Annotated in this window: 26 protein-coding genes; 19 read left to right on the forward strand and 7 right to left on the reverse strand. The window is 41.8% G+C overall.

What is annotated here, in order from left to right; genetic code table 11:
• Positions 1 to 19 precede the first annotated feature (19 nt).
• From flhF to BCU57_RS02100, 12 genes are all read left to right on the forward strand, one after another.
• Positions 20 to 1405 (forward strand): flagellar biosynthesis protein FlhF, encoded by a 1386-nt coding sequence (gene flhF, locus BCU57_RS02045; RefSeq protein WP_102439499.1) that lies wholly within the window; start codon positions 20 to 22, stop codon positions 1403 to 1405.
• Between the two features lie 4 nt (positions 1406 to 1409).
• Positions 1410 to 2291, forward strand: a complete 882-nt coding sequence (locus tag BCU57_RS02050) for a MinD/ParA family protein (RefSeq protein WP_076540438.1) — start codon at positions 1410 to 1412, stop codon at positions 2289 to 2291.
• Complete coding sequence (locus BCU57_RS02055) at positions 2284 to 3003, forward strand: RNA polymerase sigma factor FliA (RefSeq protein ID WP_102439500.1); 720 nt, start codon at positions 2284 to 2286, stop codon at positions 3001 to 3003. Before BCU57_RS02050 ends, BCU57_RS02055 begins: the two co-directional genes overlap by 8 nt.
• Before the next feature lie 41 nt (positions 3004 to 3044).
• Positions 3045 to 3428, forward strand: coding sequence for a chemotaxis response regulator CheY (gene cheY, locus BCU57_RS02060; RefSeq protein WP_076540257.1), 384 nt, complete (start codon positions 3045 to 3047; stop codon positions 3426 to 3428).
• Positions 3429 to 3442: 14 nt separating this feature from the next.
• Complete coding sequence (locus BCU57_RS02065; protein ID WP_102439501.1) at positions 3443 to 4180, forward strand: protein phosphatase CheZ; 738 nt, start codon at positions 3443 to 3445, stop codon at positions 4178 to 4180.
• A gap of 16 nt (positions 4181 to 4196) precedes the next feature.
• Positions 4197 to 6476: a chemotaxis protein CheW gene (locus BCU57_RS02070; RefSeq protein WP_413211387.1), complete on the forward strand. Its 2280-nt coding sequence runs from the start codon at positions 4197 to 4199 to the stop codon at positions 6474 to 6476.
• A gap of 23 nt (positions 6477 to 6499) precedes the next feature.
• Complete coding sequence (locus BCU57_RS02075) at positions 6500 to 7657, forward strand: protein-glutamate methylesterase/protein-glutamine glutaminase (protein ID WP_102439502.1); 1158 nt, start codon at positions 6500 to 6502, stop codon at positions 7655 to 7657.
• The gene (locus tag BCU57_RS02080) at positions 7650 to 8075 is read left to right on the forward strand and encodes a hypothetical protein (RefSeq protein WP_241903550.1); all 426 of its coding nucleotides are present in this window, start codon (positions 7650 to 7652) and stop codon (positions 8073 to 8075) included. Before BCU57_RS02075 ends, BCU57_RS02080 begins: the two co-directional genes overlap by 8 nt.
• Positions 8076 to 8148: 73 nt before the next feature.
• Positions 8149 to 8940, forward strand: a complete 792-nt coding sequence (locus tag BCU57_RS02085; RefSeq protein WP_102439503.1) for a ParA family protein — start codon at positions 8149 to 8151, stop codon at positions 8938 to 8940.
• Complete coding sequence (locus BCU57_RS02090; RefSeq protein WP_102439504.1) at positions 8924 to 10006, forward strand: chemotaxis protein CheW; 1083 nt, start codon at positions 8924 to 8926, stop codon at positions 10004 to 10006. Before BCU57_RS02085 ends, BCU57_RS02090 begins: the two co-directional genes overlap by 17 nt.
• Positions 10007 to 10014: 8 nt before the next feature.
• Positions 10015 to 10509 carry a chemotaxis protein CheW gene (locus BCU57_RS02095; protein WP_076540271.1) on the forward strand — a complete coding sequence of 165 codons (495 nt, stop codon included), beginning with the start codon at positions 10015 to 10017 and terminating at the stop codon, positions 10507 to 10509.
• Between the two features lie 89 nt (positions 10510 to 10598).
• On the forward strand, positions 10599 to 10997 hold the full coding sequence (locus BCU57_RS02100) for a DUF2802 domain-containing protein (RefSeq protein ID WP_102439505.1): 399 nt from the start codon (positions 10599 to 10601) through the stop codon (positions 10995 to 10997).
• A 20-nt stretch (positions 10998 to 11017) separates the two neighbouring features.
• On the opposite strand, the gene BCU57_RS02105 is transcribed toward BCU57_RS02100, so the two are convergent.
• A complete protein-coding gene (locus tag BCU57_RS02105) occupies positions 11018 to 11317 on the reverse strand; it encodes an EscU/YscU/HrcU family type III secretion system export apparatus switch protein (protein WP_102439506.1) in 300 nt (99 codons plus the stop codon).
• A gap of 34 nt (positions 11318 to 11351) precedes the next feature.
• The gene (locus BCU57_RS02110; protein ID WP_102439507.1) at positions 11352 to 13151 is read right to left on the reverse strand and encodes a hypothetical protein; all 1800 of its coding nucleotides are present in this window, start codon (positions 13149 to 13151) and stop codon (positions 11352 to 11354) included.
• Positions 13152 to 13631: 480 nt separating this feature from the next.
• Between BCU57_RS02110 and BCU57_RS02115 the strand changes: the two genes are divergently transcribed.
• On the forward strand, positions 13632 to 14369 hold the full coding sequence (locus tag BCU57_RS02115; RefSeq protein WP_241901018.1) for a VacJ family lipoprotein: 738 nt from the start codon (positions 13632 to 13634) through the stop codon (positions 14367 to 14369).
• Positions 14370 to 14420: 51 nt separating this feature from the next.
• Entirely contained in the window at positions 14421 to 15566 is a 1146-nt protein-coding gene (locus tag BCU57_RS02120; protein WP_102439509.1) for a response regulator, read from the forward strand.
• Positions 15567 to 15680: 114 nt separating this feature from the next.
• On the opposite strand, the gene BCU57_RS02125 is transcribed toward BCU57_RS02120, so the two are convergent.
• Complete coding sequence (locus BCU57_RS02125; RefSeq protein WP_102439510.1) at positions 15681 to 17186, reverse strand: peptide MFS transporter; 1506 nt, start codon at positions 17184 to 17186, stop codon at positions 15681 to 15683.
• Between the two features lie 614 nt (positions 17187 to 17800).
• On the opposite strand from BCU57_RS02125, the gene BCU57_RS02130 reads away from it, so the two are divergent.
• The 5 genes from BCU57_RS02130 to BCU57_RS02150 all read left to right on the forward strand — a co-directional run bounded on the left by BCU57_RS02130 (position 17801) and on the right by BCU57_RS02150 (position 21561).
• Positions 17801 to 18298 (forward strand): OmpA family protein, encoded by a 498-nt coding sequence (locus BCU57_RS02130; protein ID WP_277869099.1) that lies wholly within the window; start codon positions 17801 to 17803, stop codon positions 18296 to 18298.
• Positions 18299 to 18323: 25 nt separating this feature from the next.
• Positions 18324 to 19148 carry a mechanosensitive ion channel family protein gene (locus BCU57_RS02135; protein WP_102439512.1) on the forward strand — a complete coding sequence of 275 codons (825 nt, stop codon included), beginning with the start codon at positions 18324 to 18326 and terminating at the stop codon, positions 19146 to 19148.
• Positions 19149 to 19235: 87 nt separating this feature from the next.
• A complete protein-coding gene (gene tpx / locus BCU57_RS02140; protein WP_102439548.1) occupies positions 19236 to 19820 on the forward strand; it encodes a thiol peroxidase in 585 nt (194 codons plus the stop codon).
• Positions 19821 to 19908: 88 nt separating this feature from the next.
• A complete protein-coding gene (gene ltaE / locus BCU57_RS02145) occupies positions 19909 to 20934 on the forward strand; it encodes a low-specificity L-threonine aldolase (protein ID WP_102439513.1) in 1026 nt (341 codons plus the stop codon).
• Between the two features lie 258 nt (positions 20935 to 21192).
• Positions 21193 to 21561, forward strand: coding sequence for a hotdog domain-containing protein (locus tag BCU57_RS02150; protein ID WP_076540291.1), 369 nt, complete (start codon positions 21193 to 21195; stop codon positions 21559 to 21561).
• Between the two features lie 164 nt (positions 21562 to 21725).
• Here BCU57_RS02150 and BCU57_RS02155 read toward each other — a convergent pair whose 3' ends face one another.
• From BCU57_RS02155 to BCU57_RS02170, 4 genes are all read right to left on the reverse strand, one after another.
• Complete coding sequence (locus tag BCU57_RS02155; protein ID WP_102439514.1) at positions 21726 to 23027, reverse strand: NAD(P)/FAD-dependent oxidoreductase; 1302 nt, start codon at positions 23025 to 23027, stop codon at positions 21726 to 21728.
• A 412-nt stretch (positions 23028 to 23439) separates the two neighbouring features.
• On the reverse strand, positions 23440 to 23805 hold the full coding sequence (locus BCU57_RS02160) for a cytoplasmic protein (protein ID WP_102439515.1): 366 nt from the start codon (positions 23803 to 23805) through the stop codon (positions 23440 to 23442).
• A 331-nt stretch (positions 23806 to 24136) separates the two neighbouring features.
• Complete coding sequence (gene yiaY, locus BCU57_RS02165) at positions 24137 to 25285, reverse strand: L-threonine dehydrogenase (protein WP_102439516.1); 1149 nt, start codon at positions 25283 to 25285, stop codon at positions 24137 to 24139.
• A 299-nt stretch (positions 25286 to 25584) separates the two neighbouring features.
• Positions 25585 to 26202, reverse strand: coding sequence for a peptidylprolyl isomerase (locus tag BCU57_RS02170; RefSeq protein ID WP_102439517.1), 618 nt, complete (start codon positions 26200 to 26202; stop codon positions 25585 to 25587).
• Between the last annotated feature and the right edge of the window lie 25 nt (positions 26203 to 26227).

The raw sequence follows: 26227 nt of genomic DNA on the forward strand, positions 1-26227 counted from the left end.
AGTTTGAAAGAGGTACGTAGTGAAAATTAAACGATTTTTTGCCAAGGATATGCGCTCAGCATTAGCTCAAGTCAAAGAGACTTTGGGCTCTGACGCGGTGATCATGTCGAATAAGAAAGTAACTGGTGGCATCGAAATTGTTGCAGCAGTTGACTACGATGAGCCTAAAGTTGATGTTGCAGTAAAATCGCCCGTTGCTGCCTTTATGAATGTGACTGAAGACCGTGTGTCAATTGGTGCTAATAAACCTGCTATTAAAGCACACACTAAAGTCAGCCCACCGCCAGTAGCTGATTCATTACAGGCGTTATTAGAAAAGCAGCATAGCCGCCTGCAGCAACAAATTTCCCAGCAACATGAAGAGCCGGAATTACCAGATTGGGCTAAACAGTTAGAAGCAAGCAAACCTGCAGCTAAAGAACCAAGACAGCATCAGCAACACATTGAGCCGTCTAGATCTCCAAATAAAGGTCATTCAGCTGAAATGGAAGCAATGCGCGAAGAGATGGCGTCACTGCGTGGTTTGCTAACTCATCAAGTTTCTTCATTAATGAAAGAACAGAAAAAACGCACCGATCCTGTGGGCGCGATGCTTGAAAGTAAATTAATTGCCGCAGAGTTCTCGCCTGCTGTCGCTGCCAAGTTATCCAGCCTAAGTCAGCAGTTTTCTCCCGCCGATTTAGTCAGAGCCTTACCCCAAAGTTTGGCCAACCTGCTCGATAACCAAGGTGACGATATTGTGCGCACTGGTGGCGTAGTCGCATTTGTCGGTCCAACTGGTGTCGGCAAAACCACTTCATTGGCTAAAATTGCTGCCAGATTTGCCGCTCATCATGGCCCAGAACAAGTTGCGTTAATTACCACAGATCATTATCGTATTGGAGCCTTTGAGCAATTGGCAACTTATGGCAAAATAATGGGCTGTCCAGTTAAACAAGCACATGATTTAACTGAATTAGAACAAATTCTTTATCAGTTTAAGAATCGTAAGTTAGTATTGATTGACACTGCGGGTATGGGGCAACGAGATTTACGCCTTTATCAGCAGTTAGATGATTTGATGGCAAACACCAGAATACCCATTCGTAGTTATTTGGTGATGTCGGCAACCTCTCAACGAAGAGTGTTACTCGATGCCGTAGAACATTTTAAAAGAATCCCGTTATCTGGGTGTATACTGACAAAATTAGATGAGTCAGTATCTATTGCTGGCGCATTAAGTGTATTAATCCAAAATGGGTTGCCACTAAGTTATGTTACTGATGGGCAACGTGTTCCAGAAGATATGCAGGTTGCCGATACGCTTTCATTAGCAAGACAAGCGTTAGCAGCACTTAACGAAACAAAACCTCAAACGTCACCTGACACTGCGTGGTCAAATGACATGGCCTATGCATTCGAGTAAAGATATGACCCGAGATCAAGCAAGTGGTTTACGTATGATGAATCAACCAAATAACGATAAAGTAAAAGTAATTGCAGTCAGCGGTGGTAAAGGCGGCGTGGGTAAAACCAGTGTGTCGATTAATACCGCGGTAGCACTTGCTGAGAAAGGCAAACGGGTTTTAGTACTCGATGCCGATTTAGGACTCGCCAACGTTGATGTGATGTTAGGTATTCGAGCTGAGAAAAACTTATCTCACGTATTATCTGGCGAAGCAGAATTAGACGACATTATTGTTCGAGGCCCGAAAGGCATTGGTATTGTACCTGCCACATCAGGCACTCAAGCGATGGTGGAATTGACCCAAGCGCAACATGTTGGATTAATTCGTGCCTTTAGCGATATGAAAACCCAGTTTGATATTTTAATCGTTGATACCGCAGCGGGTATCTCTGATATGGTGCTGAGTTTTTCCCGTGCCTCACAAGATGTATTGATTGTAGTTTGTGATGAACCGACATCAATAACCGATGCCTATGCCCTGATCAAAATATTAAGTCGTGAGCACGGTGTGTTCCGCTTCAAAATTGTGGCAAATATGGTGCGCAGTTTGCGAGAAGGCATGGAGTTATTCGCCAAGTTAAGTAAAGTAACCGATAGATTTTTAGATGTGGCTTTAGAGCTTGTTGCGACAGTGCCATTTGATGAAAATTTACGTAAATCAGTACGTAAGCAGAAGTTGGTTGTGGAAGCATTTCCAAAATCACCAGCAGCCATTGCTTACCACGGTTTAGCCAATAAAATTATGAGCTGGCCTGTGCCACAGCAGCCTGGTGGTCATCTAGAGTTCTTTGTTGAACGTCTTGTTCAGCGCAAAGAAGTAAAAGAGGATACACCGAGTGAATAAAGCCGCCGCGTATACTCAGTTTGATAATAAAACCTCAATTGTTGAACAGTATGCACCGCTGGTAAAAAGAATTGCACATCATATGTTGGCAAGGCTGCCAGCATCGGTACAACTTGATGACTTATTGCAAGCTGGGATGATGGGGCTGCTGGAAGCATCATCAAAGTTTGATGGCTCTAAAGGCGCCAAATTTGAAACCTTTGCTGGGATCCGAATTCGTGGTTCGATGATCGACGAAATTCGCCGTGGTGATTGGGTGCCGCGCTCGGTACATCGTAACCAACGCCGTGTTGCACAAGTTATCGATGAACTGGGTCAAGAATTAGGTCGTGATGCCAGAGATACTGAAATCGCAGAAAAATTGGAAATATCTCTTGAGGAGTATCACCATATTTTAAACGATGTTTCAGTAGGAAAAGTTATTGGGATTGAAGACTTAGGTGTTTCAGAAGATGTGATTGTGTCTGATGAATTAACTGAGGATGAAAGTTTTGATTCTTTAGCCGAAGTGCAGTTTAAATCGGCATTAGCACAAGCAATTACCACATTACCCGAAAGAGATGCGCTAGTTTTGTCGCTATATTATGACGAAGCGTTAAATTTAAAAGAAATCGGTGCCGTTCTTGAGGTCAGCGAGTCGCGTGTTAGCCAGATTTTAAGTCAGGCAATGCTGCGTCTCAAAGGCAAACTCAAGCATTGGACACAGGTATAATTACTAATAAGAGCAACGAATTAAGCTCACCGGAGGAAACCTTGGACAAGAATATGAAGATACTGATTGTTGATGATTTTTCAACAATGAGACGTATCATAAAGAACTTGTTGCGAGACTTGGGATTTAATAATACTCAAGAAGCAGATGATGGCAATACCGCACTACCGATGTTACAAAAAAGCGATTTTGACTTTGTCGTAACCGATTGGAATATGCCGGGTATGCAAGGGATTGATTTGTTAAAAGCCATTAGAGCTGACGATTCATTAAAACACTTGCCAGTATTAATGGTAACAGCAGAAGCAAAACGTGAACAAATTATTGCCGCAGCGCAAGCTGGCGTTAATGGCTATGTGGTTAAACCTTTTACCGCAGCAACGTTAAAAGAAAAACTCGATAAAATCTTTGAACGTTTAGCCTAAGCAAAGGATAAGTTATGCAGGCAGCAATATCAGGGCTCATAGATCTTGAGCAAGCCCAGCAACTTGTTAAATTGCTTGAAGATGGACAACAAGAGCAAGCTGATGCGGTCATTCGTGACCTGTCAGTGCCAATACAACGTGAACTGTTTGATGAAGTTGGCAAGCTGACCCGTCAGTTACACAGTTCACTAAATGACTTTCAATTGGATACCCGTCTGGTTGAACTTGCTAACCATGAAATACCCGATGCAAAAGAAAGACTCAACTTTGTCATTGATATGACAGAGCAAGCTGCAAATAAAACCATGGATGCAGTTGAAGAATGTTTACCTTTGGCCGATACAATAATAAATAACATTCAATCGGTCACGCCAATGTGGGACAAATTGATGCGTAGGGACATTTCCTTAGTGGAATTTAAGTCCTTGTGTCATGACGTTCAACATATCATGTCCCATAGCGAACATGATTCAAATCGACTAAGAGAACTGCTCAATCAAATATTGATGGCGCAAGATTTTCAAGATTTGACTGGCCAAATGATCCGCCGAGTTATTGACTTAGTCATCGAAGTTGAAAGCAGTTTAGTGTCTATGCTGACAATCTTTGGCGAAAATGCAGCCGACTCGGATCGAGTCATTGATGATAATAAAATTGAAGCAGAAGGCCCTATCTTAAATGCTGACACCCGCGAAGACGTGGTGACTGGCCAAGATGAAGTGGATGATCTGCTATCAAGTCTGGGTTTCTAATTAGGAGTCAAATTTAATGTCTTTTGATGTTGATGAAGAGATACTCCAGGACTTTTTGATTGAAGCTGGTGAAATTTTAGAGCTTCTACAAGAGCAACTCGTCGCTCTTGAAAATAATCCTGATGATGCTGATTTACTGAATGCGATTTTTAGAGGTTTTCATACTGTAAAAGGTGGCGCAGGCTTTTTGAGCTTAGGCCCTATGGTCGATGTGTGCCACGAAGCTGAAAATACCTTTGACTTACTGCGAACGGGTAAGCGTCAAGTAAATGCCGAATTGATGGACATCATTTTGCAAGCTGTTGATGCGATTAATTCGATGTTTGCACAGACCCAGCAAGGTCAGCCACAAGATGATGCCGACGCCGACTTATTAGCTCGTTTAAAGCTGTTAAGTTCTGGAGCGCCATTAGCCTCAGAGCTTGCCAGCACGCCCGAAGACGCGTTAATTGCTGAAGAGGCTTTAATTGAAGAGGCTTTAATTGAAGAGACTTTAATTGAAGAGACTTTAGCTGAAGTTGAGCCGATTGCTGAAGACTCTGAAGCATCAGTGGGCTCTATTGATGATATCGACGAGAGTGAATTTGAAGCCTTACTCGATGCACTTCATGGCGCAGGAAACAGTCCTACCTCTAATTCAACAAAAGACCTTATTGATGATACCTCGAGTGCTTCAGTCGCTAATGGTGACACTGCTGTTGCCAGTGATGAAATCAGTGATGATGAGTTTGAAGCCTTACTGGATGAATTGCACGGCGCTGGTAGTTTTAAAGCCGCGAGTACCCCAATTGCAGAAGTAAAACCTGCGGTAATAGAACAAGATCCAATTGTTGATGGCGATGATATTACCGACGATGAGTTCGAAAAGTTATTAGACGAATTACATGGTAAAGGTGCCGCTCCTCAGGCTGTTAGCCTAGCGCCTTCAGCAGTTACTCCCGCAACTCCTGCAACTCCCGTTTCAATGCCCGCAGATATTGCGCCATCAAAAGCCGTCTCAAACACAGCTGCGCCAGCACAGCCAAGTGCGACAGACACAAAACCAGTGCCAGCCGCTAAAGCTGCCGCGTCAGTAAAAAAAGCAGAACCTGCTAAAACCCAAGGTGCCATGCCACAGGGTGAAACCACCGTAAGGGTTGATACTTCGCGCCTTGACCAAATTATGAATATGGTTGGTGAGCTGGTGCTGGTACGAAACCGCTTAGTGAGTTTAGGTATTTCTCGCGATGATGAAGAAATGTCGAAAGCACTTGCCAATTTAGATCTGGTTACTGCCGACCTACAAGGCGCGGTAATGAAGACCCGCATGCAGCCAATTAAGAAAGTATTTGGCCGCTTCCCAAGAGTGGTTCGCGATTTAGCCAGAACACTGAATAAAGAAATTGATTTAATCATGGTAGGTGAAGATACCGATCTTGATAAAAATCTAGTTGAAGCACTGGCAGATCCATTAGTCCATTTAGTACGTAACTCGGTTGATCATGGCATTGAAATGCCTATTACTCGCGAAGCGAATGGCAAACCAAGAACCGGTACGATAACTCTTTCTGCAAGCCAAGAAGGCGACCATATTCTTCTTAAAATTGAAGATGATGGCGCAGGGATGGATGCCGATAAGCTAAAAGAAATCGCCATTAGCCGCGGGGTTCTAGACGAAGAATCAGCCGCAAGAATGACTGATAATGAAGCTTATAACTTAATTTTTGCCCCAGGTTTTTCAACCAAAGTTGAAATTTCAGATATTTCAGGCCGCGGCGTTGGAATGGACGTGGTGAAAACCCGCATCAGCCAATTAAACGGCACAGTGCATATTGATTCGGTAAAAGGCCAAGGCACCATTTTAGAAATTAAAGTGCCACTGACATTAGCGATTATGCCCACATTAATGGTGGATGTTGCTAAGCAGGTGTTTGCCTTACCGCTTTCAAGCGTTAATGAAATTTTCCACCTCGATTTAACTAAAACTAATGTTGTCGATGGTCAGCTCACCGTCATAGTGCGCGATAAAGCCGTGCCACTGTTTTATTTAGAGCAATGGTTACATCGCAACAAGACCACGCTTACTCATGGCGATAAAAAGCAAGGCCATGTAGTGATTGTGCAACTTGGTACCATGCAAATTGGTTTTGTGGTTGATGCATTAATCGGTCAAGAAGAAGTTGTGATTAAGCCTTTAGGCAGTATGCTGCAAGGTACGCCGGGTATGGCAGGGGCAACAATTACCTCCGATGGAGGTATTGCATTGATCCTTGATGTACCGGGTTTATTAAAATATTACGCCAAAAGTAAAAGATAAAATTCCAATTGATAAGGAATGAAATGGCTACCAAAGTTTTAGTTGTTGATGATTCAAGTTTCTTTAGACGTCGAGTCAGCGAAATAGTGAATCAAGATGACGACCTCGAAGTGGTGGGTGTTGCAGTCAATGGCCAAGAAGCCATCGACATGGCTGAGAAATTAAAGCCACAAGTCATCACCATGGATATCGAGATGCCAGTGATGGACGGCATTACTGCTGTGCGTAAAATAATGGCAACTAACCCAACACCGATACTGATGTTTTCGTCTTTAACCCATGATGGCGCTAAAGCGACGCTTGATGCGCTTGATGCCGGCGCATTGGATTTTTTACCGAAACGCTTTGAAGATATAGCCTCTAAAAAAGAAGAGGCCATTAAGCTACTGCAACTAAGGGTTAAAACCTTAGGCAGAAGACGATTATATAAGCCATTACCAAGAACGGTTACAGCTCGAAATGCAGCAGATGCAGCTAACCCTGCAAGCTTGAGAACCACATTAGCATCGAAACCGGCCTTAAATAATCGCTCGCAAGCGAATAATTCACAGGCCAGTAGCGCCCAAAACGTGTGTTCTGCCAGCGCCATTAGAGCGAGCGGTAAAAAATATAAAGCCTTGCTGATAGGCACTTCAACGGGTGGGCCTGTTGCACTGCAAAAAGTCTTAACGGCATTTCCTGCAAATTACCCACACCCAATATTACTTATTCAGCACATGCCGGCTGCGTTTACGCCTGCTTTTGCCAGTCGCTTAAATAGCTTATGTCAGATTACGGTAAAAGAAGCGCAAAATGGGGATGTACTGCAACCCGGTTGTGCTTATTTAGCCCCAGGTGGCATGCAATTGATGGTGGAGCGAAGTGGTTCATTTGGACGTTTAAAAGTTATCGCCGGTAATGCCGAGATGAACTACAAACCCAGTGTGGATATTACCTTTGCATCAGCCTCAAAAGTATTTGGCGGTGATGTATTAGCGGTTGTACTTACCGGTATGGGCGCAGATGGCAGAGAAGGCGCCAGAATGCTGAAAGCCGCTGGAGCAACGATTTGGGCACAAGATGAAGCTAGTTGTGTGGTGTATGGTATGCCGCAAGCGGTTACCGTAGCAGGTTTATCAACTCATTCCATTGCTATCGACAGTATGGCGGAGTCCATTATCAAAGAGACGGCCCGTGGCTAAGGTCAACAAGGCAATGAACACCCAACAAATGTCAGTGGTGTTTTTATTGATTATCGCGGTTATTACGCTGGCTGGATTATATTTTGAGGCGGCAAAAACTAACCGCGAATTGTCTCAACAAGTTGCGCAACTAAAAGCATCGCAAGTGTTGTTAATGGTGCCTGATGAGCAGGCAGCGGACATTGCTGCTTGGCTTGGAAAACATCCAGAACCCACCAAAGCATTAGTGCAAAAGGCGGCGAATGGTGAAGCGGTAACATTAAGCCTAGGGCCTGGAACGACAGCTGAAAATAACCAGCACTTTCAGCCACAGGAACAGCAGAATATACAAACGCTTGAAAACGCTCAAGGGGTAAAAGTAATCCCCTTACCCCATGGTGGGATCAGGATAACCACCCGTGAATCAGACTCACTTTAGAGCAGATTGTAATCTAGTGTAGTCAGTTAATAATCAATTGAATAATAACAATAATAAAGCTGTGAGGCGTCATTTGAAAGTTTGGACAATCGCAAATCAAAAAGGCGGCGTAGGTAAAACAACTACGGTTGCCAGCCTTGCTGGCGCGTTAATTAAGCGTGGTCAAAGGGTATTGATGATTGATACAGACCCTCATGCATCGCTAGGTTATTATTTAGGGATTGATTCTGAGCAAATCCCCAGTTCACTTTACGATATTTTTTTGGCGCATAAGCCGTTATCTTTAGCGGATGTTGAAAAGCATATTGTGCCGACCTCAATTGATGGTTTAGATCTTATTCCTGCCTCAATGGCGCTAGCCACATTAGATAGAGCTTTGGGACATCAAGAAGGGATGGGACTGGTTTTACGTAACCTATTAGCCTTGCTAGATGACAAATATGATATTGCTATCATTGATTGCCCGCCTATTTTAGGGGTGTTAATGGTTAATGCTCTGGCGGCAAGTGAACATATAATCATTCCAGTTCAAACTGAGTTTTTGGCCATAAAAGGCTTAGAGCGAATGGTGAAAACCATGGCGCTAATGGGGCGTTCAAAGAAAACAGATTACAGCTTTACCATTTTAGCAACCATGTATGATCGGCGCACTAAAGCGTCACCTGTTGCGTTACAATCCTTGCAGCTAAGCTATCCAGAAACTTTATGGCCTGATGTTATTCCTGTGGATACTAAATTTAGAGATGCCAGTTTAGCCCATGTGCCACTATCCCATCATATGCCCAGCAGCCGTGGGATGAAAGCCTATAATCGCTTACTGGATTTTTTAATGTCTAGGGAGTTAACTCATGTCAAAATCGGTTGATGAAACTGTTTTTGATTTCTTCTCAGTATTATTACAAGAGCCTTCTGATAAGGCTTTAGATGCTGCTACAAGCTGCAATAAACAGACTTCAATCAGCAGACTACAAGTCGCTCAACACACAGACTCTACTAGCAGTACAGAGGTTGCAGAAATTTATGAAGGCTCCCTGCACAATAGTGAAGATAAATATTTACATGCCACAACTAAGTTGGCGGCTCCAAGTCTTCGCTTGCAAACGGTCGCGACGCTGGGTGAATCTTTAAGTTCGTCATTTGCTGAGCCGCAAGTGGATAAAAATGCCTTATCTAAATTATTGGCGGTAGTCTCAGCACCAGTATCAACAACTTCAGAACAATGTGTTGAATCTCCACTTGAGGTAAAGCAAGTACTTAAAGGTACGGTGCAACAGGCAAAGCTGCCAATAGCTCAACCTGCAGCACAGGCCGCGAAATTATCCGTAGTGGATAATAAAGATTCTCAAATCTCAGCCGATATAGATAATCATAAGCGAGCTTATGTTGAAACCGCGGTTATCGACGTCAGTCAGTCGCCCGCTAAAGCTGAATTAGCATCGATTCCGCCAAGTATCACCACAGATTTACAAGATGTTTTAGATGATGAATTTCAGGTGTTATTTTTCAATGTGGCAGGCTTGACGCTTGCGGTGCCATTGGTGAGTTTGGGCGGTATCGTAAAAATTGAACATATTAATCACCTGATTGGGCGCCCCAAATGGTTTTTAGGGGTACAAACTCGTCGAGATCAAAAGGTGAATGTTGTAGATAGTTGCCGCTGGGTGATGCCAGAAAAGTACACCACCGAAATGGCGCAATCTATTGATTATCAGTATATCGTCATGCTTGAAAACAGTGACTGGGGACTGGCATGTGAATCCTTAGTTAACGCGGTAAAAATTAATAAATCTCATGTCAATTGGCGTGAAAAAGCGGGTAAGCGTCCATGGCTTGCCGGCGTAGTAAAAGAACAAATGTGTGGCATTTTAAATGTGCAAGCGCTCATTGAAATGCTAGATGCAGGATTAGGTTGTCAAGATTCGATTGTCTGAGGTTATTTATGACAGATTCAAGAAATGTAGCAGCGGTTGCTGCAGGTAAAGAAGATGTAGTTTTACAGTGGGTTACTTTTAAGTTAGATAATGAAACTTATGGTATCAACGTCATGCAAGTTCAAGAAGTATTACGTTATACCGAAATTGCCCCCGTTCCCGGTGCGCCTATGTATGTGCTTGGTATCATTAATTTACGTGGCAATGTCGTCACTGTGATAGATACTCGTTCACGCTTTGGCCTTGATGCTGCAGAAGTTGATGACTCATCGCGAATAGTCATCATTGAAGCAGAAAAGCAAGTGATTGGTATTTTGGTTGATAGCGTTGCCGAAGTGGTTTACCTACGCCGCTCTGAAATCGATAATGCCCCGAATGTCGGCACTGAAGAAAGTGCTAAATTCATTCAGGGAGTCAGTAACCGAGATAATGAGTTATTGATTTTAGTCGACCTTGATAAGTTACTATCTGACGATGAGTGGGCAGAAATAACTCAGTTATAAGCGTTTTTTGCGTTTCAACTAAAGCCAGCATTATTATTTGCTGGCTTTTGTGTTTTAATGACAAAAATCAGTCTTATCAGGAAGTATGAATGTCGCAAGAATTGCTTATCACTATTGTTATTTATGTTGTCACTTGTGCCGCAATAGCGATGTTTTTTTCAAAAAGAGCCAGCAAGCTGCAAAGCAAAGTAGATGCATTAACTGTGTTGGTAAAAGAAAATGATCGCCAGCGAGAAACCGTTAAACGAGAGCTGCAGGAATTACGCAGTGGCACTATCGGTGTTGGTAAGCGTGTTTTAGAGTTAGAGCAAAAATTAACTAAACAATCACAGCGCCTAGAAGAGGCAAGTCAGCAAGACCCACAATCTAAATTATACTCTAGAGCATTAAAAATGGTGGGGTTAGGTGCTGGAGTGGAAGAGCTGATTAATGAGTGTGAACTACCTAAAGCAGAAGCGGAATTAATTATCCGTTTACATAAAAAGTAGCTCGTCATTTTGCGAAAGCGCTAAGCTTGTTCAATGATTTTTTGATGTAAGTTATCCCATTGCTCTGGAAATTTACCATCTAACATATACACAAATGCAATGAGCTCGGCGATTAAGGTGTAGAGCTCTTGGGGCACTTGTTCACCGAGTGCTAATAACTGTAAAAATTCACTTAAATTCTCATCTTGATGGATATAGACGCCAGCATCTTTTGCTAGTGCTATTATCTCTTCAGCGACTAAATCTTTGCCTGTGGCGGTGACCGTTGGCGCGCTAATGCCATCAAAGCTTAGCGCGACCGCTTTCTTAATTTTAGTCATTATTTGCTCCTAATTTCACGTCTTAAAGTGCATCTTAAGCATTGGTTTTTACTAGATAATGATCGCCTGGTAATAAGGTTGCGGGTACATTATCAATTACCGTGGTGAACTCTCGCGCGACAAAGCCTGCCTGATTTATTTTTATGCTTAATAGCGCTTGAAAATCACTCACTTTATCTAACAGGCTTTGATTTTCACTGGTAAATTTAACATCAAGAAAATCTCCTATCTTATGGGCATTAACCAATAAAGCCCCCTGAGCCAGATTAAATTTTAATTGCAACCGCCAACTTGTTATCGCGCTGTTATCATTAGAAGAGCCCCGTTCAAACTTGCCCTCTAATTGCTCTTTTCGTGGGCCAATGGAGTAAGGCAGCGCTATATACCAAGCGAGATGCTGATTAGCGTCGCTACTCGCTTGTTGGTATCCGCCAAAGCTAGTGGCTAGTTTGCCTAAGGACTCGACGCTGCGGGCTTTATCTAAGGCACTTAAAAGCAATTGGCTTTGGTCAGTGTTGTTGAGAACTTTTTGCTGCAGTTTATCAAGGTAGTGCTGCAATGACGGGCTCAGCTGGGTGTGAGCGCCTTGGCGTTTAAAGCCAATGAGCAACTGAAATAGTGCGCTAATTGCCCCAGCTGTTAATGCTGTATTGGGTAGCTGCTGCGTATTGGCCAGATTTAAGCTGGTTAAGCTCAGTAGCTCTTGTTTTAATAAGCTTTGATCTGCAAGTTGGGTTAATGGCCGTGGATTTAAGCTCGGCAGTAATGCTAATAAAGCACTGACAAGGGTATTAGTTGCATTATTGCTGCAAGCATTTTTAAGTGGCATTGCGCCAGCTTTATGTAAATTTTGTTTCAGTACTTCAACGGGGCTTTTGTTTACTTGAGCCACAGTTGAGCTTGCAGCGTGTTGATGCGAGTTTACCTGTTGCTGAGGTGGTTTTACATTGGTCACCGTGGTTTCAACACTGGCTCTTAAAGGTATTTGCTCAAGCTTTTTTAATAGCTGACTCAGTAATTGGGCCGGTTCATCTTTTCTTACCACAATATGTTCTGAGATCGCCTTTAACTTATTGTGATTGTTGTCATTGTGGCTATTGGTGTCAATCGTAAACAAATCAGCAGTCGCAACATGCAATATTGGGGTTAATGTTAACAGCGGTTTCCCAGCCACTTGGTTGATATGAGCAAGGTGTTGGCCTTGAGGCAATTTTGCTGATGCTGACACTGAAATCTCAGCCCCGGTATTAAAGCGCAAGTGATTATGTTTTATTTCAACCACAGGTAGCGGGTAACCTTGTGCTCTGGCGGCCAAGGCCAATAATTGCGGTGATGAAATATTATTGCTTTGTGCCAGTTTTAGCAGCTCAATAGGCAGCTTAGTTTGTATCGCAGGTGCGACTAGCACTAACTGCTTATTGGTGAGACTGCTCGTTGTGGCCTGTTTATGAGATGCGGTACCAGTGAGCTTAGTTAATTGCTTTATCGTGTCATTGTTTAACATTAACTGCCCACCAGAACGCAGGATTTGCTGTATTTGATGGCAGGCTGAAAATTGAAATGTTTTATTCGCGACGGCAAAGGTAACCGCGGCATGGTTTTTGGTATCTTGAGATAACTGGGGTATAGATGATGAGCAGGCTGTAGACGCTTGGTTTGTAGCTGATAATAGCGGTGTCGATGATGATTGTGTTGTCGATGATGACCGTATTGAAGATGACAGCGTAACAGGCACTAAGCTTGCTGGTTTAGCGATATTCGCGCTGGTTAAATTGTGGCGCATTTTTGAGGCTTCAGTTGTCGCCAGTCTTGCTGTGATTAAGCCTTGTGTCATATTTTTTATCGTCACTCAAGTTGTTTATTGCTATTTACGTAACAATTTACGAAACCATTACCTAACTATCACCTTTAAATATGTTCTATTACAATTTAAGCGTTGATCTCCTACACTCCTTGAGTATCCTTAGCCGTAATTGTTGACTATAGGTGTTGTAGTTGTAGTATTTTTGACTATCAACAGTGATAAATTCGCGTAATTAATACTGTAAATGAAATCTTAAAAGTTTATTTGGCTAACTTAAATAGCGTTACACAGAATAGGTTATACAGACTGTATCGACTTGATAGTCCTTTGCTTTAATCTTCAATGTAAATCTTTGCTAGAGTTAATCTGTAAGCTTTACTGGTAAGTGAATACAAGTTGAATTTGTAATCTAGCGCGACTGAAATAGAGCCTTAACTCAGAGTATTTCAGTATTGAATTTTCCCGAAAGAGAGATGTATGAAGTATAAATTGTTGTTGCTTTCTTTATTGATGGCTTGCAGTGTCTTTTCATTAAAAGCCGAACCTATTCAGCAGGCAAACAAGCCTGATGTCGAAGTCATCTATGATGATCCTCGCGATCCCATAGAGGGATTTAACCGTGCCATGTGGGATTTTAATTACCACTATCTTGATCGTCATTTTTTCCGCCCTATAGCCCATGGATATAATGATTATTTGCCAACACCAGTAAAGTCTGGGGTTAATAATTTTGTGCGTAACTTTGAAGAACCAAGTTCGTTAGTGAATAACGCATTACAAGGTAAGTGGGGCTGGGCAGCCAATGCTGGTGGCCGATTTACCGTTAATACCACTCTAGGACTTTTTGGGGTGATTGATGTGGCAGACATGATGGGCATGACCCGCAAACAAGATGCCTTCAATGAAGTGTTAGGTTATTACGGCGTGCCAAACGGCCCTTATTTTATGGCGCCTTTTTTTGGTCCTTATGTGACAAGGGAACTCGCCTCAGATTGGGTTGATAGTCTATACTTTCCTTTGTCAGAGTTCTTGTTATGGCAGTCAGTCCTTAAGTGGGGCTTGAAAAACCTCGACTCACGAGCATCAGCCATCGATCAAGAACGTCTATTAGATAATGCACTTGATCCATACACATTTGTCAAAGAAGCCTATTTTCAATATATGGATTACAAAGTTTATGATGGCAACGTGCCAGTCAAACAAGATGATGATGAATTACTAGAAGAATATTTATTAGAGCTTGAGTGATATTGCTGAACGATGAGGCTTCTTCGACAGCAGTGCTATCGGGGGAGTTTTATGGCATTAACCAATGTCGCCGTGTTATTAGTTGAAGATGATGCAGTTTTTAGGCAGTTAGTCGCTGACTTTTTAACTCAGCAAGGCGCTGTGGTTTTTGAAGCAGAAAATGGTGAAGAGGGCGTCAAAGCCTTTCAAGCACAGCCTGTTGATATCGTCATTGCTGATTTAAGCATGCCACGCTTAGGGGGCCTTGGTATGCTTAAACAGATAATCGAGTTAAACCCTTCAGTCCCTTCAATTGTCATATCAGGTAATAATGTGATGGCTGATGTCGTGGAAGCTTTGCGCTATGGCGCCAGCGATTACTTAGTCAAACCCGTTTCTGATCTTTTTATCATCCAGCAAGCCATTGAACAAGCTATAGCGCCGCAGGCTCAGTCCGATAAGCTTGATTTTAATGACAGCCATGCAGTTATCAACTCTGCCGCTAAGATGAGCGAAGATTTATCATATCAAGAATTAGCTGATAACTTTAGCCTACTGGAAAGCAGTGCTGAAGCAGCTAAGAGTGTGCAGCAGCAATTGTTTCCTACCTCAAATATTGGTTACCCTAACGCCGATGTTCACTATAGCTTGTGTAAAAATAGTGATGTAAGTGCTTATTTTATCGATTCCACTATGGTGGGAGATAAGCATTTAATGATGTACATGGCGCATTTTTATCCTGAAGATAATCGCGCCGCATTCGGCTGTGTATTAATGCGAAGCTTTGTTAACCAAAAATTAAAACAATACCGTAATGGCGTCAGTAATACCTTAATCGAGCCTTACAATATGCTGAGCTACTTGAATGAGCGTATGGTGACTTCAGGCCTGAACTTGTATGTGGATATGGTGTATGTGTGTGTTGAGCTTGAACACTTCAGAGTTGCGATTGGCCAAGCTGGTAGCGGACTGCGTTGCTATTTACGTAATAATAACGGTTTAGCACCATTGGCGATTTCACCTTCACGACAACTAGGCTCAGATGAGTGGAATAAGCCTAGTATGCAGTTTAGGAGTTTACTGCCAGAAGAAAAGATCTGTATTGTCAGCAGTGATGCAAATCATCGAGCTCGATTACTGAATAACCAATTTAATGGCTTGTTCTATGATGAAGCGCTAGCCGCTGGCGGCTTTATGGAGTTAGCTCTTAAGCTGTAATAGATTAAATGCAAGCTGCCCACGTCATAAACACAGTATTGGATAAATAAAGCTGAAATAAAAAACCTCGCAAATGGCGAGGTTTTTTAATTCATGATGCACTAAAGCTAAGTATTAATGCTTTATTGCTTCATGTTCAGCCGTCACTGCAATTTCTTCAGTTAACGCTTGCTCTTCAGTTTCGTTGTGACCTTCAGCGCCGTGCATCCAATCAACTAGCTTGTCAGCCATGAAGTATAAGATAACCGCTGAGATACCTGCTGTGATCGCAATACCAGCAAAAATAGACATTGCATTGGCAAGTTGATCTTCCACATCACCGCCGTGACCAATTAATGAACCTACTAAGCCACCAATTTTGTTAGCCGCTGCGATAAATAGGAACCAAGCACCCATCATTAATGATGCGATACGCAGTGGAGCCAATTTAGTGACCATTGATAAGCCAATTGGTGACAAACATAATTCACCCATGGTGTGGAAGAAGTATGCACCGACTAACCACCACATGCTTGACTTAGCGTTTGCGTCGCCGCCCATTTCAAGTACAGCACCGATCATGAATAGGAAACCAATACCCAGTAATACTAAACCTAATGCAAATTTAACTGGTGAGTTAGGTTCGTTTTTACCTAAGCGGATCCAAATAGACGCAATAACAGGGGCAAAAACAACGATAAAGATAGCATTAAGTGATTGGAAATAAGTCGTTGGAACTTCCCAACCACCAATCATACGATCGGTAAAGTTGTTAGTGAATAAGTTCATTAATCCGCCAGCTTGCTCAAAGCCTGCCCAGAAAATAACCGTGAATAAACCCATTACCATGATCACTTTAATGCGATCACGTTCAACTTTAGTTAAAGGCTCTTTACGTGTTTCACCTTTAGCTTCATTTTTTTGCTTTTCAAGTTTAGCGGCAGGAACCGTACCGATATCTCCAAGTAGCTTTTGCGCGAATAGGAATTGGATGATTAATGACGCAACCATACCAATACCCGCACAGAAGAAACCTGCTTGCCAGTTGTTAACAAATACTTCTTTGCCGTCAATAACAATGCTATGGCCAAATTGGGTGTATGCCCATGCCACAATGAAACCTGATAATGCCGCACCAACGTTAATACCCATATAGAAGATAGTAAATGCACCATCACGACGGTGATCGCCTTCTTCATATAAGTCACCAACCATAGTTGAGATGTTTGGCTTAAATAGACCGTTACCAATAATCAAGGTGCCTAGGCCAATGTAAAACATAGTTGTTTCTAGACCTGGCATCCAGCTATGTGGTGCTGCTAGGGTAAATTGACCTGCAGCCATTAAGAAGCCGCCAATATAAATCGCTTTACGTTGGCCTAAAATATTATCCGCTAACCATCCGCCAATAAGCGGGGTTAAGTACACTAAACCGGTAAATGTTCCATAAAGAGAAAGTGCGTCTGCTTGAGTCCAACCAAGACCACTACCACCATTAGACTCAACTTTATCGACCAGATAGAGCACCAAAATGGCACGCATCGCGTAATAACTGAATCTTTCCCATAGTTCTGTTGTAAACAGCAGGAAAAGCCCCTTGGGATGACCAAGCATGGTCCCCTGTGGTTTTGCATTGCTCATTAAGTCTTCCACCTTAAGCTTGTGATTTGCCTGCGGGACCACTGTCGCCACAGAAATTGTTGTTTGCAATTGTGATTATGTTCAACGTATTGATATTTTCAGAATAACATTCTGTCGCGTTTCAACTTAGTTGCTATAAATTTAACCACTTTGTTGTTTATTTATTATAGTAAATGTTGTCATTTTAAAGTTTTAAGGATTAAAACCTTAAAAAGCTACCCTTATATACATCTTATAAGCCGTAAAAGTCAATGGCCATGGGCGATCAGCGTTTGTAAATGTAGACGTTGAATCAGTTTTTAACCGCTTGCAAAGATACCTTTGTTGTTTTTTTGGTGCTAGTTGGCAAGCTTTTAGCTGGCAAATGCTATTAAAGTCACCATAACAACGGATAACAGAATTTGTGACGATTATTTAGTATGAGGTCGGTTAGCGGGCTGACAAATAGAATCTATACTTGTTTTAATTGTGTAAACGCTTTGCAAATTTTTAACAAGTATATAAAATGTAACTCATTGGATTTTAGTGTCAAAAAAACAATATTTAGTTTTATTGCATATTAAGTGTCTGGCCATTGAGTGTAATTAACTGACTTTGATGGCGGAGGCAGGATCTTGTATCGACAACTTGTTTGTTTATGCAGCTTAGTTTTTAGCAGTTCAGTGCTTGCTTGGGTTGATAGTGATCTTGATGGCGTACCAGATAAAAAAGATGCCTGTCCCAATACACAGATTAATACAGCTGTACTTGCCAATGGTTGCCAGCAAAGTTTGGGCTTAGTGAGCGTCAGCCCGATATATTTTAATTTTGACCAGTCTCGGGTGTTAAGGTCGCAATTACCCAGTATTGAGCGGGCGCACCAGCTCATTAAGGACAATAAGCTTGTCAGTATTTCTTTACTAGGTCACACCGACAACATTGGTAGTGAGCAATTAAACGCCAGTTTGTCAGTAAAAAGAGCCCAATCAGTTAAAGATATTTTGGTCGAGCAGTTTGCGATTGATGCCGATGTAATAGAAGTTAGTGGTATGGGGAGTTTGGCTCCCATATCAACAAATCGTACCGCGCTAGGTAGGCAAAAAAATAGACGCGTTGAATTCAAGTTTGAATAATTATTATTAATAAAGGGAGTAAACCATGGAAAGCATCGAGAGTTTGATGGCACAAGCGCCTGAATTTTTAATCACTTATGGATTAAAAGTTGTGATGGCCATTTTGATATTTATCGTAGGTAAATATCTATCTAACGTAGCTAAGAAATTAACTACAAAACTATTACTGGGCCGTAAAATTGATGAAACCGTAGCATCATTTGTCGGTAATTTGGTTTGGGGCGTGGTATTTGTATTTACGATTATCGCAACCTTAGGTCAAATTGGCGTACAAACAGCATCACTAGTCGCTGTATTGGGTGCTGCAGGTTTAGCTGTAGGTTTAGCGCTGCAAGGTTCATTGTCAAATTTTGCCGCAGGTGTGTTGATGGTTATCTTCCGCCCTTGTCGTGTAGGTGATTTTGTTGAAGCCGCTGGTGTAGCGGGAGTGATTGAAGAAATAACTATTTTCTCAACTAAACTTCGTACTGGCGATAACAAGACCATTATTGCTCCAAACTCAGCGATGATGGATGGCACTATTATTAATTACTCAACTAAAGAAACACGTCGAGTTGATTTAGTTATCGGTGTGGGTTACACCTCAGATATCGCAGCAACCAAGAAAGTTATCTCTTCTGTATTAGACAATAATCAATATGTTCTTAAAGATCCTGCATACACTGTTGCACTAGGTGAACTAGCAGATTGTTCTATTAACTTCGTGGTTCGTCCATGGGTTAACACTGCCGATTACTGGCCAGCTCATTTTGAGTTACTAGAACAGATTAAGAATGCGCTAGATGCTGCAGCTATTGAAATTCCATTCCCACAAATGGATTTACATTTAAAAGAAATGCCAGCTAAATAGCCTATTTAGTGCATTTTGTTCACAAAGCCAGCTATTATGCTGGCTTTTTTATGGCCATTTTATCGCAATGATTTCGTGAGGTTAAAAATGTACAATAATATTCTATCTTCAGTCGCAGTGGTTATTGCACTTACCTTGCCTAATGTCAGTGTTGGCAGTGAAGTGACGACAATTACTATGGGCGGTAAGCCGATGGAGTTAGTAGGCCAGCAATTAAGCGTTAATACTCAAGCGCCTGACTTTACCCTTGTTAATGAGATATTCGAGCCCATAAGCCTGGCTGACTTTAAAGGAAAAACCGTATTAATTAGTGCTGTGCCTAGCTTAGATACTGGGGTCTGTGCGTTGCAGACTAAGCGATTTAATAAATCAGTCAGCCAATACAACGACAATGTGGTGATGTTAACTATTAGCACCGATTTACCTTTTGCTCAAAAGCGTTTTTGTCAGGCAGAGCAAGTGGATAAAATAACAGTGCTATCAGATGCTGTATGGCGAGATTTTGGTCATAAATATGGTTTACTGATCAAAGACCGCGGTTTACTTGCGAGAGCTATTTTGATTATTGATACGAACGGAACACTCAAATATAAAGAACTTGTAGCTGAGGTGGCTAATCATCCAGATTACGACGCCGCATTATCGGCATTAAATAAAATTTCTGCCGACTAGCACAAGCTTAAGCACGAATAACTGGGGTAGAATAAGCTAATTTTACAGTACTAGAAACAGTACTCGCGCCAGTTTATTGAGAGTGGATATGATTGATTTTCGCAGTGATACGGTAACAAAACCCACAGATGCCATGCGTAAAGCCATGGCGAATGCCGAGGTTGGCGATGATGTTTATGGTGATGATCCCACGGTAAACCATTTACAAGATATGGCTGCTGACTTATATGGCTTTGATAGTGCTTTGTTTGTTAGTTCTGGTACTCAAGCTAATTTATTGGCCTTAATGGCACATTGTGAGCGAGGTGATGAGTACCTTTGTGGTCAACAGGCTCATAATTATAAATTTGAAGGTGGCGGGGCAGCAGTACTGGGCAGTATTCAACCGCAACCGTTAAACAATCAGCCAGACGGTTCAATTTTACTTGCAGATATTGAAGCTGCTATTAAGCCTAATGATATTCATTTTGCGCATACTCGTTTATTGAGCCTTGAAAATACCATTGGTGGTAAGGTGTTACCGCAGAAATACCTTGCTGATGCCCAAGCATTAGCCTTTAATCATAATTTAAAAATCCACTTAGATGGCGCGCGCGTAGCGAATGCTGCAGTGGCACAAAATATACCCATTAGTGAGATTACTCAGTATTTTGATTCGGTTTCAATTTGCTTATCAAAGGGCTTAGCTGCGCCAATAGGTTCAATATTGCTTGGGGATGAGCGCTTAATACAAAAAGCTATACGCTGGCGTAAAGTGCTCGGTGGCGGTATGAGGCAAGCGGGTATTATTGCAGCAGCAGCCCAATTGGCTATTACCGAGCAAGTGGATAGGTTGGCAGAAGATCATGATAATGCCGCGCTTTTAGCACAGCTGTTATCTGAAATGCCTGAGTTTTCAGTGGATATCAATTTAGTTCAAACTAATATGGTGTTTGCATCTTTAGATAAGGCATATGATGTCAAGCATCTCGCTTTACTATTGGCGCAAAAGGGCATCATTATCAGTCCGTCATCGTCATTACGCTTGGTGACCCACAAAGATATTAGCCGGCAGGATATTGTGACTTTTATCACTACCTTGAAGCAAATAATTGTCCAGCTGAATAATAAATAATCCAGATAAAACTGTCTTAGCTCAAATGTGGCACCCATAAATGAGCGCTCAATCAGTTATTGATTGTCTTTAAAAAGCACTTCTGCCAAGAGGTGCTTTTTTTTGGTGCAAGCAAGTACTGAGGTTGTAATATTATGGCGCAGTTAAGAGACCATATTTAAATCATGGTTTTATCATTTTTAATTATTTCAACAGCTTGAAGAGTTGGCTTTAAAGTTGCTACCTATAAAGTGGTATAGTAATTCAAGGAGCAATATTATGGAATATTTAGGCCGTCATATTGTAAAACCAGTAAATTTAAATGCAGAACAAAGTCTATGTTGTGGCCAGCTACTGATGTGGCTTAATCAAGAAGCGTCGATATTTGCCCGCTGTCAAATGCACAGTAAGCAGCTAATGGCTAAGTTAGTGTCAGAAATTAATTTTATGAGTCCCGCTAAAATGGGTGATGTGATTGAGTTTGGTATGGAAGCCATTAGCTTAGGGCAAAGTTCTATTACATTAAGATGTAAAGTGAGAAATAGCCTTAGCAATGCACCGATCGCTTATATCGATAAAATTGTGTTTGTGAACATTAATGAAAGAGGTTTACCGATCCCTCATGGTATTAGAGCGAATGCCGCCTAAGGGGATGGTTTAATCATTGCGAGTACCGGTAAAGGTAAGTGTTTAGCAAACTAGCCCCAATAGAGTCGTTCACTGGCGTTAACCTTGCCAGCTTTAATTGATCTAAAGCTGGCAAGGTTAATGTTTTATCTTTATCAGTTAGCGCTTAAGCGCCTAATTCCACTTTAGTGTAATTTAAGATGCGGATGAATAATGCGGCTGATCCCTTTTGCCAGCATCATTAAGGTGCCTTTCACCACACCGTGCAGCTCAATTAAGTGACGACGATAAAGTGAGGTGTAAACAAAACGGGCAATTTTACCCTCAACCAAAACCCCGCCACCCATAAATGACATTAGGTTACCGACAGTGTGGAACTTCGACAGGTTCACCAGCGAACCTAAATCTTTGTAAACGTATTCATTTTTAGGATCTTTGCCAGCAAGCATCAACATAATGTTATCAGCTGTCATTAATGCCATTTGTCTTGCTGACTGGCCTCGTGGAGGTACCCAGCTGCCATCAGCTTGTGGGCAAGCTGCACAATCGCCAATAGAGAAGATTGAGGGGTCTAGGGTGGTTTGCATATTTTGCTTCACCATCACTTGGTTAATATGATTACTTTCAAGACCACCAATATTATTTAAAAAGTTTGGTGCTTTAACACCTGTTGACCATATAACCATATCTGCAGGGATCAAGGTGTTATCTGTTGTCGATAAGCCTTCTGGTGTCACTTGTGTAATGCGGGTGTTTGTCATGACCTTCACTCCCAATTGCTTGAGTTCACGGGTCACTGAGTCAGAAATTTCTACTTTGCCGACTTTAGGTAAAATGCGCTCATCAGCTTCAATGAGGGAAACTTCCAGCAAACTGGTATCAATTTTATAGCCAAAGCCACTGAGTTGCTCTACCGCATGGTGCATTTCAGCCGACATTTCCACACCAGTCGCACCTGCACCTACCACAGCAATTTTAATTTTATCATCCAGTTGATGATGACTGGCATAGCGCATAAATTTATTTAATAACAGCTTACGAATTTGCATCGCTTGTTCAGTGTTATCTAAAAACAGGCTGTGCTCTTTGACGCCAGGAATATTAAAGTCATTGGCTACGCTGCCAATGGCAATCACTAAATAGTCATAAGGAATATGACGAGCGGGTAAGAGTTCATCCCCGTTTTCATCATTAATTGGCGCTAAAATAATATGTTTATCATCACGATTAATATCAATCATTGCACCTTGTTGAAAATGGTAACCATGTGCTGAGGCGTGGCCACGGTAGCTAATTGCATCAATGCCAATATCTAAGGCGCCAGTAGCCACTTCATGAAGCAGTGGTTTCCACACATGGCTTTCGGCACAATCCACGAGTGTGACTTTTGCTTTGGCTTTTCTACCAACTTTATGACCCAATTTAGTGGCGATTTCCATGCCACCTGCGCCGCCGCCAACGATGACGATATTCGGAACTGCTTGCATCTAAGATGCTCCTTTAGTGAAGTTAAAATAATTCGGTTATATTTTTATCGGTATGGCTTTAACGACAAGGAACAGAATCGACAAAATCTTATAAAAATTATGCGCTTTAGCGTTGCAAACTCACTTGTCATGTAAAGGTAGTCAGAGTAAAGCGAGTTAATTTATAAGATTAAAAAAGAATGCAGCATATCGAAGCGTTAAAAGGCAGTCGTAAAGCGTGTTAAAAATTATGAGAAGCAGTTTATATAGTAAACAAAGCTGGGATGTCTTAATAAGAGTGTGGAACTGTGAACTGATGGTTAACTAGTTTGGAATAGTGTTAACTGGATCACGTATTGGCTTTGGTAATATTTGAGATTGTCACCGAAAAACATAACAGCGTTTTTCGGTGATTCAGTAATCCTTGGAAACGTTACTGAGCTTTAGCAAGACGCTTGTTATAGTCTTCGACTAAATGGGCAATGATTTTCTCTGGATCTGCATCTTGGCAGCAATCATCGAGGAAGATCTTAAAGGTGACCATAGCGTGGGCATCATTTAACAGGCGATTGCTTTGCATTGAGTAATAAGTGTTGTCGGTGTCCGACTTTCTAACGACAAACTTTCCGCTTTCAAATGATTTTGAACCGGGTGCATTGTGCCATTTGGTGATGCGGTTTAGTGCAATTTCTGAGGATTGGTTGATTTCTATGTGGTTTAACCAGCTAGCTGTTTTATCTTTTTCTTTATAGTGAGGACATCTTACTGTGTAGTTATACACATGAGTGATTGCAGTCATAGCTTACCTACTTATTTAAGAATGTAACTTCATCATAGACCCCTATTTTAAGGCAGGTCAATGGTTATTTTGAGAAGTTAGACGCGGTTAACAGTTATGTGTGTAAGTGTATTATTTATTAAATAAAAGTATCAGTTTGTAGTTAGAATACTTAAGTGTGACTATTATTTTTAGCGCTGTGGCTGGCGCTATTTCAATAGCTTAATGGCAATTTTATTGGCCTTAAGCTGTGTTTTAGTCAGGTTGTTCTCTAGTAGAGAATGCCAGCCATTGACAGGCTTTATTCGCGGATCAGCTTGAGCCGCGAATATATGAAACTTACGGTTGTAACCTATAGTGCGTTAGTGAATATTTCACAAATCTCACCATGGGTCGCTTGTTTTGGGTTAGTGAGGCCACAGGCATCTTTTAACGCATTATCAGCCAGTGTAGGGATGTCTTCTGGGTTAACTCCAAGTTCAGTTAAATTTGCTGGGATATTGACTGCAACAGACAAGGTTTTAATGGCTTCGATTGCAGCCGCTGCGCCTTGAGTATCATCTAATTGCGCCACATCTACACCCATTGCTTTAGCAATGTCTTTTAATTTACCTGGCACCACTTGCGCATTGTAAGCTTGTACATGCGGCAGTAATAGTGCATTACACACACCGTGTGGTAAATCATAAAAGCCGCCAAGTTGATGGGCCATCGCATGAACATAACCTAAGCTAGCATTATTAAATGCCATTCCCGCTAAGAATTGCGCGTAAGCCATTTGCTCACGAGCATTGATATCATCACCTTGTTCAACCGCATTAACCAAGTTAGCTTTAATCAGCTCGATGGCTTTAATTGCACAAGCATCGGTAATTGGGTTCGCAGCTGTTGATACATAAGCTTCCACCGCATGAGTTAATGCATCCATACCGGTTGCGGCTGTTAACGCCGCAGGTTTTTCAACCATGAGTTCAGGGTCATTTACTGACAAAATAGGGGTGGTGTTTTTATCGACAATCGCCATTTTAATATGACGTGACTCATCAGTAATAATACAGAAACGGGTCATCTCACTGGCTGTGCCAGCCGTAGTGTTAATTGCGACTAGCGGCATTTGTGGTCTTGTTGAAACATCTAAGCCTTCGTAGTCTTTGATGCTACCACCATTGGTCGCCACTAAAGCGATACCTTTAGCGCAATCATGTGGCGAGCCGCCACCTAACGAAATAACAAAATCACACTCGTTGGCATTAAGCATTGCTAAGCCTGCTTCAACATTTCCCATGGTTGGGTTAGGTTGTACGCCATCAAAGATAAATACTGCAATGCCATTGTCCATAAGCTTAGCCGCTACTTTATCAACTAAACCAATTTTTACTAACGGTGCATCAGTAACAATAAGTGCGCGCTTAAAGCCCAGTGTTTTGATGTCATTGATTGCTTCATTAACACTGTCTTGACCGAGAATATTTACGCTAGGAATGAAAAATTTAGTCGCCATGGGAAACCTCTTTAATGATTAAAATAATTAATACAGAATTCTTTAATGTCATTAAATTACCAATCATATTGACTATAATTTGTGACTTATTTCATACATTTAAACTTGTTCATGTTGTTTCTGTGGTTTTAATCGTAATTAGCGGAGCTAGCTCTGATTTTGCTAGTGAAGTGTAATCTTGATTGTACTTTTGGTTTTATTTGCGCTGTAAACCAATAAAAAGCCCGCAACGATAATTGTTGCGGGCGTTAATAATAAAGCGCTATACATTAGTCACATACAAATTTTTTGCTAGGTTATCATTGTGGGCAGCTGGTTTCTTCAACGCTGTTGATGACGATATCTGTTACAGGTACGCTATTACTATTAATCGATACCATGTTAATTTGATCGACCACTTCAGCCATACCGTCATACACTTGACCAAAAACCGCATAACCACGTTGGCCACTGGAATAATCTAATTGAGGATTATCGAGGGCGTTGATATAAAACTGTGATGTGGCTGAATCTGCCACTGTGGTGCGCGCCATCGCTATGGTGCCACGTGCGTTAGTTAGGCCAACATTGTCTTCTAATGTGATAGCTTCAAAGCCAGGCTTGCTCACTAATCCTGTGGTAAAGCCACCGCCTTGTGAAACAAATTGATAGACAACGCGGTGAAATAGTGTGCCATCATAAAACTGCTCATCGACATAGCGTTTAAAATTCGCTCCAGTAATGGGTGTATTAGTGGTATCGATGGCTAAGCTGATGTCGCCCATTGTTGTCGACATAACATAGCAAATATCGGCAACTAGCTCAGTAGGTTCGACAGGTGGTGTAGTCTCAGGAGTTTCTGGAACTTGAGAGTCAGAGTCTGAGCCACCACAAGCGCTAAGGGTTAATGCAAATAATAACGGGTATAGCAGTTTCATCACAGGCCTATTAGTTGTTTTATTA

Source organism: Shewanella sp. 10N.286.48.B5 (assembly GCF_002874355.2).
GTDB lineage: Bacteria > Pseudomonadota > Gammaproteobacteria > Enterobacterales > Shewanellaceae > Shewanella.

What these genes read in the sequence shown, in the direction of transcription:
- BCU57_RS02050 (WP_076540438.1), top strand. Translation starts at nt 1,410, where the DNA reads ATGACCCGAGATCAAGCAAGTGGTTTACGTATGATGAATCAACCAAAT.
- BCU57_RS02065 (WP_102439501.1), top strand. Translation starts at nt 3,443, where the DNA reads ATGCAGGCAGCAATATCAGGGCTCATAGATCTTGAGCAAGCCCAGCAA.
- BCU57_RS02070 (WP_413211387.1), top strand. Translation starts at nt 4,197, where the DNA reads ATGTCTTTTGATGTTGATGAAGAGATACTCCAGGACTTTTTGATTGAA.
- BCU57_RS02075 (WP_102439502.1), top strand. Translation starts at nt 6,500, where the DNA reads ATGGCTACCAAAGTTTTAGTTGTTGATGATTCAAGTTTCTTTAGACGT.
- BCU57_RS02090 (WP_102439504.1), top strand. Translation starts at nt 8,924, where the DNA reads ATGTCAAAATCGGTTGATGAAACTGTTTTTGATTTCTTCTCAGTATTA.
- BCU57_RS02095 (WP_076540271.1), top strand. Translation starts at nt 10,015, where the DNA reads ATGACAGATTCAAGAAATGTAGCAGCGGTTGCTGCAGGTAAAGAAGAT.
- BCU57_RS02100 (WP_102439505.1), top strand. Translation starts at nt 10,599, where the DNA reads ATGTCGCAAGAATTGCTTATCACTATTGTTATTTATGTTGTCACTTGT.
- BCU57_RS02105 (WP_102439506.1), bottom strand. Translation starts at nt 11,317, where the DNA reads ATGACTAAAATTAAGAAAGCGGTCGCGCTAAGCTTTGATGGCATTAGC.
- BCU57_RS02110 (WP_102439507.1), bottom strand. Translation starts at nt 13,151, where the DNA reads ATGACACAAGGCTTAATCACAGCAAGACTGGCGACAACTGAAGCCTCA.
- BCU57_RS02115 (WP_241901018.1), top strand. Translation starts at nt 13,632, where the DNA reads ATGGCTTGCAGTGTCTTTTCATTAAAAGCCGAACCTATTCAGCAGGCA.
- BCU57_RS02120 (WP_102439509.1), top strand. Translation starts at nt 14,421, where the DNA reads ATGGCATTAACCAATGTCGCCGTGTTATTAGTTGAAGATGATGCAGTT.
- BCU57_RS02125 (WP_102439510.1), bottom strand. Translation starts at nt 17,186, where the DNA reads ATGAGCAATGCAAAACCACAGGGGACCATGCTTGGTCATCCCAAGGGG.
- BCU57_RS02135 (WP_102439512.1), top strand. Translation starts at nt 18,324, where the DNA reads ATGGAAAGCATCGAGAGTTTGATGGCACAAGCGCCTGAATTTTTAATC.
- tpx (WP_102439548.1), top strand. Translation starts at nt 19,236, where the DNA reads ATGTACAATAATATTCTATCTTCAGTCGCAGTGGTTATTGCACTTACC.
- ltaE (WP_102439513.1), top strand. Translation starts at nt 19,909, where the DNA reads ATGATTGATTTTCGCAGTGATACGGTAACAAAACCCACAGATGCCATG.
- BCU57_RS02150 (WP_076540291.1), top strand. Translation starts at nt 21,193, where the DNA reads ATGGAATATTTAGGCCGTCATATTGTAAAACCAGTAAATTTAAATGCA.
- BCU57_RS02155 (WP_102439514.1), bottom strand. Translation starts at nt 23,027, where the DNA reads ATGCAAGCAGTTCCGAATATCGTCATCGTTGGCGGCGGCGCAGGTGGC.
- BCU57_RS02160 (WP_102439515.1), bottom strand. Translation starts at nt 23,805, where the DNA reads ATGACTGCAATCACTCATGTGTATAACTACACAGTAAGATGTCCTCAC.
- yiaY (WP_102439516.1), bottom strand. Translation starts at nt 25,285, where the DNA reads ATGGCGACTAAATTTTTCATTCCTAGCGTAAATATTCTCGGTCAAGAC.
- BCU57_RS02170 (WP_102439517.1), bottom strand. Translation starts at nt 26,202, where the DNA reads ATGAAACTGCTATACCCGTTATTATTTGCATTAACCCTTAGCGCTTGT.